General features: G+C 66.9%; 20 protein-coding genes. 14 read left to right on the top strand and 6 right to left on the bottom strand.

What is annotated here, in order from left to right; genetic code table 11:
• Positions 1 to 415: 415 nt before the first annotated feature.
• Positions 416 to 895, top strand: a complete 480-nt coding sequence (locus tag ACXC9Q_RS31575; protein ID WP_457060298.1) for a VOC family protein — start codon at positions 416 to 418, stop codon at positions 893 to 895.
• A 30-nt stretch (positions 896 to 925) separates the two neighbouring features.
• On the opposite strand, the gene ACXC9Q_RS31570 is transcribed toward ACXC9Q_RS31575, so the two are convergent.
• Positions 926 to 1,255 carry a hypothetical protein gene (locus ACXC9Q_RS31570; RefSeq protein WP_457060297.1) on the bottom strand — a complete coding sequence of 110 codons (330 nt, stop codon included), beginning with the start codon at positions 1,253 to 1,255 and terminating at the stop codon, positions 926 to 928.
• A gap of 230 nt (positions 1,256 to 1,485) precedes the next feature.
• Here ACXC9Q_RS31570 and ACXC9Q_RS31565 point away from each other — a divergent pair, with 230 nt between their 5' ends.
• The 8 genes from ACXC9Q_RS31565 (at position 1,486) to ACXC9Q_RS31530 (ending at position 5,756) form a co-directional block, all read left to right on the top strand.
• Positions 1,486 to 2,007 (top strand): nucleotidyltransferase domain-containing protein, encoded by a 522-nt coding sequence (locus ACXC9Q_RS31565; RefSeq protein WP_457060295.1) that lies wholly within the window; start codon positions 1,486 to 1,488, stop codon positions 2,005 to 2,007.
• Between the two features lie 127 nt (positions 2,008 to 2,134).
• Positions 2,135 to 2,290 carry a hypothetical protein gene (locus ACXC9Q_RS31560; protein ID WP_457060294.1) on the top strand — a complete coding sequence of 52 codons (156 nt, stop codon included), beginning with the start codon at positions 2,135 to 2,137 and terminating at the stop codon, positions 2,288 to 2,290.
• A 165-nt stretch (positions 2,291 to 2,455) separates the two neighbouring features.
• Positions 2,456 to 2,803: a YciI family protein gene (locus tag ACXC9Q_RS31555; protein WP_457060292.1), complete on the top strand. Its 348-nt coding sequence runs from the start codon at positions 2,456 to 2,458 to the stop codon at positions 2,801 to 2,803.
• An 81-nt stretch (positions 2,804 to 2,884) separates the two neighbouring features.
• Positions 2,885 to 3,619 (top strand): Type 1 glutamine amidotransferase-like domain-containing protein, encoded by a 735-nt coding sequence (locus ACXC9Q_RS31550; RefSeq protein WP_457060291.1) that lies wholly within the window; start codon positions 2,885 to 2,887, stop codon positions 3,617 to 3,619.
• 178 nt (positions 3,620 to 3,797) lie between these two features.
• A complete protein-coding gene (locus tag ACXC9Q_RS31545) occupies positions 3,798 to 4,112 on the top strand; it encodes an ArsR/SmtB family transcription factor (protein WP_329475232.1) in 315 nt (104 codons plus the stop codon).
• Positions 4,113 to 4,115: 3 nt separating this feature from the next.
• A complete protein-coding gene (locus tag ACXC9Q_RS31540) occupies positions 4,116 to 4,664 on the top strand; it encodes an SRPBCC domain-containing protein (protein WP_457060290.1) in 549 nt (182 codons plus the stop codon).
• A 120-nt stretch (positions 4,665 to 4,784) separates the two neighbouring features.
• A complete protein-coding gene (locus ACXC9Q_RS31535) occupies positions 4,785 to 5,348 on the top strand; it encodes a DUF1269 domain-containing protein (RefSeq protein WP_457060289.1) in 564 nt (187 codons plus the stop codon).
• Between the two features lie 66 nt (positions 5,349 to 5,414).
• Positions 5,415 to 5,756 carry a GNAT family N-acetyltransferase gene (locus ACXC9Q_RS31530; RefSeq protein ID WP_457060288.1) on the top strand — a complete coding sequence of 114 codons (342 nt, stop codon included), beginning with the start codon at positions 5,415 to 5,417 and terminating at the stop codon, positions 5,754 to 5,756.
• A 180-nt stretch (positions 5,757 to 5,936) separates the two neighbouring features.
• On the opposite strand, the gene ACXC9Q_RS31525 is transcribed toward ACXC9Q_RS31530, so the two are convergent.
• A complete protein-coding gene (locus ACXC9Q_RS31525) occupies positions 5,937 to 6,386 on the bottom strand; it encodes an iron chaperone (RefSeq protein WP_457060287.1) in 450 nt (149 codons plus the stop codon).
• A 132-nt stretch (positions 6,387 to 6,518) separates the two neighbouring features.
• On the opposite strand from ACXC9Q_RS31525, the gene ACXC9Q_RS31520 reads away from it, so the two are divergent.
• A complete protein-coding gene (locus ACXC9Q_RS31520; protein ID WP_457060285.1) occupies positions 6,519 to 6,791 on the top strand; it encodes a hypothetical protein in 273 nt (90 codons plus the stop codon).
• 10 nt (positions 6,792 to 6,801) lie between these two features.
• Here ACXC9Q_RS31520 and ACXC9Q_RS31515 read toward each other — a convergent pair whose 3' ends face one another.
• Complete coding sequence (locus ACXC9Q_RS31515) at positions 6,802 to 7,197, bottom strand: VOC family protein (RefSeq protein WP_457060283.1); 396 nt, start codon at positions 7,195 to 7,197, stop codon at positions 6,802 to 6,804.
• 37 nt (positions 7,198 to 7,234) lie between these two features.
• On the opposite strand from ACXC9Q_RS31515, the gene ACXC9Q_RS31510 reads away from it, so the two are divergent.
• The 3 genes from ACXC9Q_RS31510 (at position 7,235) to ACXC9Q_RS31500 (ending at position 9,129) form a co-directional block, all read left to right on the top strand.
• Positions 7,235 to 7,744, top strand: coding sequence for an NUDIX domain-containing protein (locus ACXC9Q_RS31510; RefSeq protein WP_457060281.1), 510 nt, complete (start codon positions 7,235 to 7,237; stop codon positions 7,742 to 7,744).
• A gap of 69 nt (positions 7,745 to 7,813) precedes the next feature.
• The gene (locus tag ACXC9Q_RS31505; RefSeq protein ID WP_457060280.1) at positions 7,814 to 8,260 is read left to right on the top strand and encodes a MarR family winged helix-turn-helix transcriptional regulator; all 447 of its coding nucleotides are present in this window, start codon (positions 7,814 to 7,816) and stop codon (positions 8,258 to 8,260) included.
• Between the two features lie 11 nt (positions 8,261 to 8,271).
• The gene (locus tag ACXC9Q_RS31500; RefSeq protein ID WP_457060278.1) at positions 8,272 to 9,129 is read left to right on the top strand and encodes a haloalkane dehalogenase; all 858 of its coding nucleotides are present in this window, start codon (positions 8,272 to 8,274) and stop codon (positions 9,127 to 9,129) included.
• Between the two features lie 220 nt (positions 9,130 to 9,349).
• Here the strand turns inward: ACXC9Q_RS31500 and ACXC9Q_RS31495 are convergent, their stop codons facing one another.
• Complete coding sequence (locus ACXC9Q_RS31495; protein ID WP_457060276.1) at positions 9,350 to 10,171, bottom strand: MauE/DoxX family redox-associated membrane protein; 822 nt, start codon at positions 10,169 to 10,171, stop codon at positions 9,350 to 9,352.
• A 13-nt stretch (positions 10,172 to 10,184) separates the two neighbouring features.
• On the bottom strand, positions 10,185 to 10,787 hold the full coding sequence (locus ACXC9Q_RS31490; protein ID WP_457060274.1) for a cell wall protein: 603 nt from the start codon (positions 10,785 to 10,787) through the stop codon (positions 10,185 to 10,187).
• Positions 10,788 to 11,401: 614 nt separating this feature from the next.
• Here ACXC9Q_RS31490 and ACXC9Q_RS31485 point away from each other — a divergent pair.
• Complete coding sequence (locus ACXC9Q_RS31485; protein ID WP_457060272.1) at positions 11,402 to 12,382, top strand: TerC/Alx family metal homeostasis membrane protein; 981 nt, start codon at positions 11,402 to 11,404, stop codon at positions 12,380 to 12,382.
• Between the two features lie 13 nt (positions 12,383 to 12,395).
• Here ACXC9Q_RS31485 and ACXC9Q_RS31480 read toward each other — a convergent pair whose 3' ends face one another.
• Complete coding sequence (locus tag ACXC9Q_RS31480; protein WP_457060270.1) at positions 12,396 to 13,652, bottom strand: MFS transporter; 1,257 nt, start codon at positions 13,650 to 13,652, stop codon at positions 12,396 to 12,398.
• Positions 13,653 to 13,787 lie beyond the last annotated feature (135 nt).

The raw sequence follows: 13,787 nt of genomic DNA, 5'->3' as shown, positions 1-13,787 counted from the left end.
CGGACGTGGTCGTCGTGCTGCGCGGAGTCGAAGAAGGTGTTGTGTTCATGGGAGTCGCCTTTCGCCGATTGCCTGGCGGGCGCTCCCAACTGCGACTACCGCAGTCGCGCGATCGTGCCGCGCAGGGGCGCACCCATTACGGATACCGCGTACATGGGTCTCACCTCCTGACGTTGGAGCACGATCACCGGGGATGGTCGGACACCCGCGGCGCGGCGGGCAATCGACATCAAGCCGGTTGCCACGTCTCTGTCGAACGCTACACCGCTTGCGTGACGCGGCCTAGGCAGCACGTCGGCTAGAACCTGGGAAGGACGGTGAGATACCGAAACCCGTCCGCCTCAGCGATCATCTAGGAGAGGGTTGTGATCAGGACCGGCGTTCGGCAAGTCACCGGCGCCGGAAGGGAGGAATCATGACGGACCCCGTGGACCGGATCGACTTCGCCAATCTCCCCGCGCCTGACGAGGGCATCGTGATGACGTTGTTCATCACCGTCCGCAAGGTCGCGCGGTCCCGGGACTTCTACTCGCGTGTCCTCGGCGGGACCGTCGTTCTGGAGGAGAATCCGTGCATGGTCAAGCTGGCCAACTCGTGGATCATCATGAACCCCGGCGGCCCGCCCACCCCCGACAAGCCGGGGATCTCGGTGGTCGACTACCAGCCCGGCGACACGACCTCGATCTTCCTCCACCTGCGGGTCGCTGATATCCAGGCCCGCTACGAGGAGTGGAAGGCCAAGGGCGCAGAGTTCGTCACGCCACCGATCGACCGCGGAGCAGAGATCCGCTGCTACATACGGGACCCGGACGGATACCTCATCGAGGTCGGCCAGTCCACCGGACTGCTGCACGGCGAGCTCGCCGCGAAGCGCCCGGAGGACCTCCCGGGCTGACCCCGTGCAGTCCTCAGGCAGCATGCAGGGCTAGATGTTGCGGCGGGCAACGACTCGGGAGAGGCCGAGCGTTCGGCCACCGTCGATGCGAAGCATCTGAGCTTCTTCCCTTCCCGGCGTACGATTGTCGCGGTCGCATGCGTCATTCCACTGCAACCAGTCTCGCCACCCGTCGGGCAGTCGATCAGCGACCTCGACGGTGACCAGGCCGGTCTTCTCCCAGTGCCGCCGCCACCAGGCGGGGCTGTGCCAGGCGCAGAAGTCCCATTTCCAGTAGGGCTCAAGGTGTGGTGGGGGAAGCGTCTCGTGCTCGTCGGCGAGGCCGGGCTGAACGATGCCGATCTGGCCGCCGCGTTTCACGAAGCGTGAGTAGTAGCCGAGATAGAGGTCGTCGGTACCGAAGTAGTGGTACGCGCCGATGCTGATGAGCGCGTCGAAGAAGTCCTTGGCGAAGCCTCAAGTTCGGCATCATCCACGCGACCGAAGTGTGGGAGAGCACCAGCGACCAGGCAAGCGGTTATTCCCGAAAGCGGCACGACCAGATGGGCGCGACGGCGGTACTGGAGTTGCCTCGCCTGAGACTCTGGGGCGTGACCGAATACGCTATGTCGCCGGAAACGGTGCGCACGTTGATTACTGCCTTGCAAGGGTACGGCGTCGCAGCATGCGTCGGCGGGGGTTGGGCTGTCGACGCCCTGGTGGGGAAACAGACTCGGGAACATCTGGATCTCGACGTCTGGGTAGACGCGGATGACTTCGAAGGTCTCGTCGCAGCCTTCGCCGATCAAGGAGTCGATCGGATCTACCCCTGGCCCGGCGACCGTCCCTGGAACTTCGTCTTGCATGACGGCCACAGTCGTCGCGTAGATCTTCACCTGTACGAGACTCTGAGCGACGGCCGACTCCACTATGGCAGTCTCAAAGCGCCGTTCATGTTCACCCGCGATGATCTTTCCGGTGAGGGTGAGATCGCAGGTATCTCACTTCACTGCGAAAGTCCCGAGTTCGCCCTGCAGAACCACACCGGATACGAGCCGCGCGAGGTCGACCGACACGATGTCGCTGTGCTGTGCGAACGCTTCGGACTCCAGCCGCCCGAGAACTTCCGCTAGGGAGCCTGGCCGGTGCGCGCTCACCGGCATGAGCGGGGTTGCTCCAGCGCGTGATGAGTTCGAGCGCGGGGTGCCTGAGGTGCCCAGGCGGCGCCCTGGCCTTTTCGTGGTCGATCTCGGAGGAGCGATGATCGGCATGGTCACGCTCGATCGGTGCGACGGAGAGCGTCCCGGTTCAATGCGCCTCGCGGCGAAGCTGGGGTTCACCGAGGTGGAGCGGTTCGAGAAGTACGGCGCTGAGCAGTGGCTCGGCGTGTGGTCCTCGGTTGCGCCAGCCGGTTGACTCGTGCTCGACTCCGCCGGGGATCCACGGGTTCACTGGTCGGTGGGCCGAGAGATCGACGGGGCCTGAGAAGTTTCTGCCGGCAGCCTGTCGGATTCGGGGCGAGTCGTTCGTTGCAGGGGTGAGAGGCGGCCGGAGGTGGCCGCCGGGACAAGGAGTGGCCACATGGCGCGGTACCTGATCACGTTCGAGAACGGTTCGATGGACCACATCCGCGAGGAGGACGTCCCCGAGGTGGGCAAGGCCGCTCACGCGGTGGTCCAGGAGGCGAAGGACGCCGGGGTGTTCATCTTCGCCGGCGGGCTGGACTACGGCAACATGAAGCCCGCCGTGGTCGGCACGGACGGGGTGGTCACCGACGGCCCGTACCCGGAGAGCAAGGAGCTCATCGGCGGCCTTGTGATCGTCGACGTACCGGCCCGGGAGGCGGCGCTGGAGTGGGCCGCGAAGTTCGCGGTCGCCTGCCGCTGTGCGCAGGATGTTCGCGAGTTGATGTACGACCCGGAGATCTGATCCATGGAGACGCGTTGACGCAGTACGCACGGCCCCGCCAACTTCAGGCATCACGAGATGGCAACTCAGGAAGGTAGGAACATGCGAGCTCTCCTCACATCGGGCGGGATCACGAACAGCAGCATCCACGACGCACTGGTTGACCTGCTGGGCAAACCGATCGCCGAGTCCAACGCCCTCTTCATCCCCACCGCCATCTACCCTTTCCCCGGCGGGCCCGGCATGGCGTGGCGGGCGATCTCCGGCAAGGCGCCATCGCCGTTGGCTGGATTGGGTTGGAAGTCGTTGGGGCTCCTCGAGTTGTCGGTGCTGCCGAGCATCGAGGAGGCTGCCTGGGTGCCAACGGTCCGGGACGCCGACGCCCTGCTGGTATGGGGCGGCGACCCCTTGTTTCTCGCCAACTGGATGCGGCGCTCCGGTCTGACCGATCTCCTGCCCACGCTGCGCTCCGAGGCGGTCTACGTGGGGGTGAGCGCCGGGAGCATCGCTACTGCCTCCACCTTCGTCGAGACCTTCACCGAACCGCCCCGCGAGAGCGATGGACCGCTGAAGTCGGAGGACGTCGTCTTCGCCACGCCCCAGGGGGACGTCGACAGAATCCTGGTCACGGGACAGGGAGCGGGACTCGTCGACTTCGCGGTGATCCCACACCTGGAGCACGAGCACCACCTCGACGCTTCCTTGGCCAACGCAGAGAAGTGGGCGGCCCGGATTCCGGCGCCGACGTACGCGATCGACGACCAGACCGCCATCAAGGTGGTCGACGGCGCCGTCGAGGTCGTCTCCGAGGGGCAATGGAAACTGTTCCAGCCCTAAGGGGACCGAACGAGCGGCACCAAGGTGCTGGCACAGTCAGAGGCCGGTCTCCCATCGGGGGACCGGCCTCTTGCGTGACCTGAGCCGGAGGTTCGTCGAGTAGCCGGAGCTGTCAGAGGACACAACCGCGAACTTATGTACCTTGACGGTTACGTACGCCAGTGGTTACATTCAAGGGGTGGAAGCTGTTTTGCGGGCGTTGGCTGATGACGGGCGACGGACCTTGGTGGAGGCCTTGGCTTCGGGGCCGGCTACCGCGGGGGAGTTGGCGGCGCTCCTGCCGATTGCGCGGCCCGGGGTTTCGCGGCATCTGCGGGTGTTGCGGGAGGCCGGGCTGGTGGACAGCCGGCAGGAGGCGCAGCGGCGGGTCTACAGCTTGCGGTCCGAGCCGTTGGCCGAGCTCGACGAATGGCTGGGGCGTTATCGCAGTCTCTGGGAGCAGCGGCTGGACGCCCTCCACACCGAGATCGCCAGGGGTAAGCGAAGGGAGTAACAGATGACGAGCAATGCAGGTCCCGGTAGTCGCGTCCTGGGCCGCCTGGGAGTGGCCGACGGTGCGGGCGTCGTACGCGTCGAGGACCGGTACGACACCGACATCGACGACCTGTGGTCGTCGATCACCGACCCGGAGCGACTGGCCCGGTGGTACGGCAAGGTCGAAGGTGACCTGCGCCTCGGTGGGGCCTTCACCCTGTACCTCGAGTCCGCCGACCTGAACAGCATCGGGCGCGTCGACACGTGCGAACCACCGCGGCGACTCCGGATCACCACCAGGGAGTCGGACGAGTCCGCGCGACGAGGCAACGGCCCACCACCCTTCGAGCAAACCGTCGAAGCCACACTCACCGCCGCCGGCCCACAGACCGTCCTGACCATCGAGATCCGCGGCCTGCCCCTCGACAAGATCGAGTACTTCGGCGCCGGCTGGCAGATGCACGCCGAGAATCTCGCCGCCTACATCGCCCACCAGGAGTCCACCGAGACCGAGTCCCGCTGGTCCGAACTCGTCACTACCTACCGACAGTTGGCCTCTACCATCCGCTGAACTGACGAGGGCGGGTGGTTGTCAGATTCATCCTGGTGGGGTGACGTTGCCGTGGGTTCTGGCGGACACCATGGGAGCGGTGCCGTGGGTGCGCACTTCGGCTGCGGGTGAGCGGCCGGGTTGGACGAGAACAAGGCAGGAACTGGGGTTGCCCGAGTCGAGGGGCGCCAGGTTGATCAAGGCAAGGAGTGCACCATGACCGCCTTTACGGTGTGGAAGTTCGATGGGCCGGATGGAGCCGGGCACGCCGCCGATGTCCTCAAGGGCGCCGAGCGGGACGGGCTGGTGAAGATCCTCGACCACGCGGTCGTCTCGTGGCCGAAAGAGGATTCGCACCCGACCACCAAGCAATCGCACGAAGAAACGTGGCGCGGGACCGGGTGGGGAGCTTTCTGGGGGGTCCTCGTCGGTGCCCTGTTCTTTGTGCCCGTGATCGGTGGCGTTGCCGGGGCCGCGATCGGCGCGATCAGCAAAATGACCCAGGACAGCGGCATCACCAAGGAGCAGCTCCAGAAGATCCGCACCGAGGTGACACCAGGAACCTCGGCCCTCTTCGTGGTCACCGAGCACGGCGATCTCGACCGGGTCGGCGAACGATTCCACGGCATGCACAGCAAGCTCATCGACACGAACCTCACCGACGCCGAGCGTCAGGAGCTCTTGGAGACATTCGGCGGCAAGTGACACCGGGTACCAGACCGAGCTGTCTCAGGAGGTTGCGGCGGGAGGTCGGCGTCTAAGGTTTGCGGCGTGACCGAGCTGGTAGACGTTCCGTGGCCGCCGACGCCAATCCGGACAGCGCGGTTGCTGCTGCGCGAGACCGAGGCCCGCGACCGCCCCGGCTTCATCGACCTGTTCGCGTCTGACGACGTACGCGCTTGGGGTCGCGGCTATGCGACTGAGGCCGTGGGCGCTGCGCTGGAGTGGGTGACGGAGGTTCTGCCCGGCGAGCCCGTCGTGCTCTGTACCCAGTCCGCCAACGAACCCTCGGTTCGGCTGGCCGAGCGCCTGGGCTTTGCTGAAGTGGAGCGCTTCAAGGAGTTCGACGCAGAGCAGTGGTTCGGCGTCTGGACGAAGACCGGCGCCACCTGAGTCGGTCCACCGGGCCAGCCGCGACCATGCGGGTCGGTCCAGGGCTGCTGCTGAGGGTACGGCGGTGTCGGTCCGGAGTACGCGTTCGATTCGGGCGGCGGGCCATAAGTCATGCTGACCCAAGCTGGCAGAACGGCTTCGTAGCGTCCCATGGTTACCAGGCGCACCGGGTCAACTGGCTCAGCTGACGGCCTTCTTGATCAGGGTGGCGAGCTGCTTCTCGGTGGTGGGGGTGAGCTCGGTGAGGGCGTACGCGGTGGGCCACATGGTGCCGTCGTCGAGGTGGGCGGAGTCGTTGAAGCCGAAGGTGGAGTAGCGGGTGCCGAACTTGTCGGCGGGCTGGAAGAAGCAGACGACCTTGCCGGCTTTGGCGTAGGCGGGCTGGCCGTACCAGAGCTTCGGGCTGAGCTCGGGGGCGTTGGCCTTGACGATGGCGTGGACCCGTTCGGCGATCGCGCGGTCCGCGTCGCTCATCTCGGCGATCTTCTCCAGTACGGCGGTCTCGTCCTCCGCCTTGCCGCGGGCGGCCTTGAGTTCCTTGGCGCGCTCCTTCATCGCATCCCGCTCCTCGGCGGTGAAGCCGTCGTACGACTTCTGCTTCGACGTCGTGGTCTTCCGCGTGGCAGCCATTGGAGGGTCCTATCTGTGAGCTCCGGTGTGAACAATCCTCACGCTACGACCCGCCCACTGCACCCGCTTCTTGAAAACTGATCGATTGGATGCGCGTCAGTTGGTGAGGGCCGGCTGGGCTAGGTTGAGCTGGTGTCGAGCTTCGGAGCGTTCCCGGCGGAACTGGAGACCGAACGGCTGCGGCTGCGCAGGTGGCGCCCAGCGGACGCGGAGGAGTATCGCGGGCTCGTCGTCGAGGCGGCGGCGAACATGCGACGCGAAAGGCTCTGGGCGACGGTGCGGGACTGGAACGCGGCGGCGTTCCGCGTGCTGGAGAAGCTCGGCTTCTACCGCAGCGATCGCGTCACCGCGGATCCCGAGCGCGGCGACACGATCTGGATGACCCGCGACCTCGGTCAGGTATAGAGCGACTGGCTCAGCCGTTGGCGTAGAGGCAGAAGGGGTGGCCGGCTGGGTCGAGGAGGACCCGGACGTCCTGTTGGGGCTGGAAGTCGGCGAGGGTCGCGCCCAGCTCCAGCGCATGGTCGACGGCGGCCTCCAGGTCGCCGACCTCGATGTCGAGGTGCATCATCATCTGCTGCTGACCCTCTGCCGCCGGCCACACCGGGCGGGCCCAGGGAGCGGATGTCTGCGCCTGGAAGGCCAAATAGGTCTCGGAGTTGCCGGGCACCACCAGGGTGAACTCGTCGGGCTCGTTCTTGTGGATCTTCCAGCCGAGCACCTCGTGGTAGAACAGCCCGAGCGCCTGCGGATCCGGCGCATCGATCACCGTGCCGAACCAGTGGCCCTTCGCCGAACGTCCTCGTAGCATTCCAGCCTCCTCGCAGTGGTTGTACGAGACTAGGCGCGTGAACCGACAGGATGATCTCGTCGCCGAAGGTGAGCCCGAGAAGGAGTTCAATCCCGGGATCGCGGCCCGCCTCCCGCACAAGACCGTCGCCGGAGGCGCCCTGATCCGCGACCCCGCAGGCCGCATCCTCTTCCTCGAACCCACCTACAAGCCGACCCTCGACATCCCCGGCGGGATCGCCGAGTACGACGAATCGCCGTACGACGCCTGTCGCCGCGAGGTGAAGGAGGAGATCGGCCTCGACCGCGAGATCGGCGCCCTCCTCGTCGTCGACTGGGTTCCCGTCCTGGGTCCCTGGACCGACGCCCTCGCGTTCATCTTCGACGGCGGCATCCTCGACGGCGACGAGCTCACCCTCGACCCCATCGAGGTCCGTACCGCCCAGTTCCTGACCCTCACCGAGGCCACCCCGCACCTCCGCCCCTCGATGACCCGCCGCCTGGCCCTGGCCCAACAAGCCCTGACCAGCGGCCACCCGGCGTACGCCGACTTCGGCCGCGACTCGTGATCTCACGCGTCCCCGAGCCGGCCGGCCAGATAGTAGCCATGTACTTAGTAGCCATGTACAGTATTTGATGTGAGCACGACGAGTGAGCCGACGCCGGGGCATTTGGTGTGGCGGTTGTCCATGAAGTGGCGGGTGGCGGTTGATCGGGCGTTGGCGCCGGATGGGTTGACGCACGCGCAGTACGTGATGCTGGCGTCCCTGTACGGGATGGAGCGGGCCGGGCAGGTGCCGAGTCAGCGAGAGTTGGCCGACCACACCGGGCTCGAGGCGCTGTATGTCTCCAAGCTGGCTCGCAGCCTCGACGGCGACGGCCTGATCCAGCGCACCCGCGATACCACCGACACCCGCACGATGCGCCTCGAGCTGACCGCGAAGGGGCGCGAGACCATCCAGCCCGCCATCGCGGAAGTCGCCGCGTTGCTCGACAAGCTCCTGGCGCCGCTCGGTGGTCGCCGCGGCGCGCGCACGAAGAGCTTCGTCGCGGATCTCACCGAGCTGCTCGACACCGAACTCTGAAAGGGACAACCATGCCCGATAGCGAAGTACTCGACTCCACCATCCACTACGGCGACACCGGCAGCGGCACGCCGATCGTCTTCCTGCACGGCAATCCCGCCTCGTCCCACATCTGGCGCAACGTTCTGCCGTACGTCGGCAGCGGCCGACTGCTCACCCCCGACCTCATCGGCATGGGCCGCTCCGGCAAGCCCGAGCTCGACTACACCTTCGCCGACCACGCGCGCTACCTGGACGCGTGGTTCGACGCGCTCGGTCTCGATCGGGTCATCCTGGTCGGCCACGACTGGGGCGGCGCGCTCGCCTTCGACTGGGCGTCGCGGCATCCGGAACGCGTCCTGGGAATCGCCTTCCTGGAAAGCATCGTCAAGCCGATGGCCTGGGAGGACGTGACGCCGCAGGCCCGGGAGCGATCCCAGCTGATCCGTACGCCGGGAGCCGGTGAGGATCTCGTCCTCGAGCAGAACCTCTTCGTCCGCCAAGCGTTCACCGGCGGCGTCCTCACCCCGGTCGGCGACGTGGATCTGCAGACCTACCTGGCGCCGTACCCGACGCCCGAGTCCCGCCGGCCGATCCTCGCCTGGGCCCGTCAACTCCCACTCGGCGGCGAACCGGCCGAACTCGTCACGCGCATCAACCGGTACGACGACTGGCTCGGCCGCAGCGCCGACGTACCCAAGCTGCTGATCACCTTCGAGGGTTCACCGACGTTGCTGATCGGCACGAAGCTGGCCGAGTGGTGCGCCGCCAACGTCGCCGCGCTCGAGATCGTCCATGGCGGCGAGGCCGGTCACCATGCGCCGGAGGACCGTCCCAAGGAGATCGGCACCGAGATCTCCGCCTGGGCCGACAGACACGCCTTGCGCTGAACAACCCCGCGGCAAGCCGGCACCGGGTCACCCCCAGGTGGTAGGGCGACCCGGCGGCCGGGGCTAGTGGAATTTCGGGGGAGGAGCTGCAGGGAATCCACTAACCATTAGGAAAGCTTCCTAACCATAGGCCGCATCACACCATCGACACCGCCCGGTGTCAACACTCGAGCAGCACCAAGCCCTCGCGGAGCAGCCGCTCCGCGAGGGCATCGCCGTTCTAGGCGGTGGCGAGCACCGAGGGACGGTAGAGGGTCTGACCTGACGTCTCGTCGACGACGGCGACCCGGACGGATTCCGGCGTGGGGTCGTGATGCGGTACGGCGAACACAGCGGTCGCCGAGCGGCCGTCGTACCTGGCGGTGTAGCTGACGAACCGCCAGTCCTCGTCGTCCCAGTAGTCGCGGATATCGGACCGCAGCAGCCCGTCGACCGCGCGATACGCCGGGCTGAGCAGCAGCCGCCGTTGCGTGGCCGCCAGCGGTACGCCGTCAGTCGCCGTACCGGCTAGTGGATGCGAGACCCGCACCCGTAGCCGACGCAACGGCAGTAGCCAATACCGATCCAGCTCGGCGGACAGCATGACGAACACGGCAGCCTCCAGCACCAGCACGGCCGTCGCGGGCCCGGCCGACCACCACCCGGCACTGGCAGTAGTCGCGACCAAGGCCGTTGCTAGTAGCAACAAAGCGCGAGCGATCGCCCGCCGGCCAACCGGTTTGGCCGACGTGCCGATGCAGCCGCAGGACGCCTCGGGGACGACGATCTTGGCGTAGACCAGGTACCCGGTGAAGCCGACAGCCAGCGCAACCGCCGCGACCGCCTCGACGATCCACGCCGGCGGCACCAACAGCGCCGTACCGATCACGGCCTCGGCGACACCGACCAAGCGGTACGCCGGGACCGCGCGTGACTCGCCGGCCAAGCGCGGCAACGCCGTACGACGTGCCTGCTCCGCACCGGTGAACTTGCCGTACGACGACCAGAGCAGGAGTAATCCGATCAGCAGCGGCTGGGCGGCCGCCACCTGCTGTGCGAACATCGCGGCCTCCCGCTCAGTTCGACGTGTAGATCGTCGCGATGTCGATCGCGTTGGTCCCCGGTCGCCAGGCGCCGATCACCTGGGCGTGCCGGCCGACCTCGAGCATCGACAGGTCCGACACCGCGGGAGTTCCGTTGTAGGCGGCCGCGGTGAACCCGGGCTGCACGTACCCGACGACCTTCTCGCCGTGGTGGTCGAGTTGCAGTGCCGAGCGCCCGATCGAGGTGATGCTCACGGTGAGGTTGACGATGTTGATCCAGACCGACTCGGCGGCCAGGGTGCCGTCCGGCATCAGTACGCCGCGCGCGTACAGGCCGTCGCCGATCCGGGCCTGATCGATCGTGGTCGGCCGGAGCTTCCAGACGCTGGTCACGCCGGTCAGCTGGATCCGGTGCAGCCGGCCGTCGGATCCCTTGACCTGCAGGAGATCGGAGTTCCGGCCGGTGATCAGGCCTTCGGCGAAGTTCGGGTCCGGTTGTCCGGGTTCGGGGAACTGCGAGGCCGCGGCGAACGCGGTCTCCGGGGCGAGTGAGCCCATCGCCGTCGCGGCGACCAGGCCCGTGGCACCGAATGCGGCGCGGGTGAGCAGGGAGCGGCGGTCCATCGTGGAAGTCATCTCAGCTCTCCTCTCAGCCGACGTCGATCGCACCGGGGATCAGACCCGCGCTGAGGCTCGCGATCGCGGAGAACGCGGCCGGCGTCAGGTCGAGGATCCGGTTGGAGGCGCACGTCCCGCCGCAGCAGGCGCGTTCGCCTCAGAACAGGTCGGTCTGCGGACCACAGTCCGCGATCGACGTGACCACCCGTGAACCGTTGCACAGGTTGGTCGTGGAGTGCCGGAAGCCGCAGGTACGCCGGGACATCCCGGTGACCCCGCAGGTGTCGGGGTGAGTGATGGCGAAGCACGCGTCTCCCAGCCCTCAGTCAATCCGGAAACTTTTTCACCAGCAGTTCATCTGGCGCGGGGTCTGTATGCGGTATACGATCTAGGAGCACGCCGATTGTGATCTGGTGCACGGTGGGAGTCATCGGATCCGGATACACTCGGTGCGTTTGTGGAGGGGAGTATTCCTCTCGGGCCACGGCTACCGCCGGCCCGACTACGGCAGTGTCGTCATCACGGGAGGCCTGGGCGGCCGAACCGGTGCTGCCGGCCCGGAGATTCCGGGTGGAAGAGACCTCCGGACCGAGCTGTACGCCGTCGTCCGGAGGTTTATCGTGGTTTCAGCCATGTCCCCTGCCGTGTGGATTCTCACGATCATCGGGCTGCTCGCGATCGTCGCCTTCGACCTGGTCGTGATCGCCCGGCGCAACCGCGCGGTGACGATCAAGGACGCGACCCGCTGGGTGCTGTTCTACGTCGGCCTGGCCGGGCTGTTCGCCGTCGGGCTGTTCGTGTTCAGTCCGGGGCAGAGCGGCGGTGAGTTCGTCGCCGGGTACATCACCGAGTACAGCCTGAGTGTCGACAACCTGTTCGTGTTCGTGATCATCATGGCGCGATTCGCCGTACCGAGCCTGGCGAAGGACAAGGTGCTCTACATCGGCATCGTGGTGTCGATGATCCTGCGGGCGATCTTCATCCTGGCCGGCGCGGCGGCGATCTCGGCGGCCAGTTGGGTCTTCTACATCTTCGGCGCGTTCCTGGTCTACACCGCGGTCCGGCTGGCGTTCGAGGGCGAGAACGACGAGGCCGACTTCCAGGAGAACGCCGGCCTGCGCGGGCTGCGCCGGATCCTGCCGCTGTCGCACGATTACGACGGCCCCAAGCTGACCACCCGGATCGACGGCCGTCGGCTGGTGACGCCGCTGGTGATCGTGATCGCGGCGATCGGGATGGCGAACGTGATCTTCGCGCTCGACTCGATCCCGGCGATCTTCGGGCTCACCCAGGACGCCTACATCGTGCTGACCGCGAACGCCTTCGCGCTGATGGGTCTGCGCCAGCTGTACTTCCTGATCGGCGGCCTGCTGGAGCGGATCATCTACCTGAACGTCGGCCTGTCGGTGATCCTCGCGTTCATCGGCGTGAAGCTGATCATCGAGGCGCTGCACGGCTCGCACATCGACGACGTCGGCGCGATCCACCTGCCGCACATCGGCATCCTGACGTCGCTCGGCTTCATCGTCGGCACCCTCTTCGTCACCACGATCGCCAGCCTGATCAAATCGTCGTACGACCGCCGCCAGGTCGAGGTCCGCATCGACGACTGACCGGCGGTCCGCCTCACACCGGATCCGGCTGCTTTTGATCGGCGCGGGCAGGGCGGAGCCGGAGGTAGAGCAGCGGGATCGGCGTGAGGATCAGACCCGACGCCAGCAGTGCGGTGCGGAGCGACGTACGGCCGGCCAGAGCACCCAGCGGCGGACCGCCGACGACCTGGCCGATGGCGTTCGCCTGGGACACCATCGAGATCACGGTCGCGCGGGACCGGGAGTCGACGTGCCGGTTGAGCCAGGCGGACTCGATCGGGTAGGCGAGGGTGCCGGCGATCGTGTTGAGCCACATCGCACCCAGGGCCAGCCAGAGGTGACCGAGCAGCGCGAACGCGATCACTCCGACCACCTGCAAGCCGGAGAGCAGCGCGAGTACGCCGTTCGGATGCGTGGCGCTCATGCGGTCAGGCGACAGCCGGTTCAGCGCGACCGAGCTGACCAGGGACAGCAGCGTGCCGATCAGGGCCAGGACTGTGAACCAGAACGCCGGATCCGACGTGCCGAACACGGTCGGGAAGTCGAAATTCAGGATCTTGACCGACCACAGCCGGTCGAACGCCTCGCTGGACAGTCCGGAGATCAGGCTGATCACCACTAGCGTCCGTACGACGGGACGCCGCCGGGCGACCGCGAGTCCGTGCTTGAAGGTCTCGGCCATCTGCCGGAAGGTCTCGCGTTCCTCGGGCGGGGTCCGGTGGAAGTTCTGCTCCCGCATGAAGACAGCCAGGGTCAGGGCGAGCAGGATCATCCCGGCGCCGGACAGCGTCATCGGGAGCGGCAGGTTGATCAGGCCGAGCGCTCCGGCCGCGACGGTGCCGGCGATCTTCGCGGCCAGGCTGATCTGCTGGCTGCGGACGAACACCGTCGCGGCGCGTTCGGTCCCGATCTCGTCGGTGATCCAGGCCTGGTCGGCGCCGGAGGTGAAGGTGTAGCCGAGGCCCCAGAGCACCTGGGCGGCGAGGATCGCGAGGAACGCCGGCACCAGTCCCTGCAGCAGGAAGCCGGCGCCGATCAGCGCGACGCCGATGATGACGGACAGCCGGCGGCTGTACAGGTCGGCGACGAGGCCGGTCGGGATCTCGAACAGGAAGCAGGCGAGCTCGAGGGTGGTCCCGACCAGGACCATCTGGAGTGGGTCCAGACCGGCGTCGCGGACGTAGTACACCATGCTGAGCGTGAAGGTCAGCGCGGAGAGAAACGCCCAGGCGCCGTTGTAGGCGAAATAGGTCCGCGCCGGGTCGGCGGACCGGTAGGCAGGCAGAGACATCGTGGGTTGCTCCCGAAAGCGTGCGTGGCCTGGCGAAGCGCGACCCGGGGTGGGTCAAACGCTTGACGTTACGCACGACGGCGACTCACCGGCGATGCTGCGGTCGAGCTGCGGAGGTGCGCTTTCAGGAGCGGG

It is taken from the genome of Kribbella sp. CWNU-51, from assembly GCF_054073265.1.
Note: the sequence above shows the minus strand (reverse complement) of the source record. Positions and strands in the feature narration are given on the sequence as shown.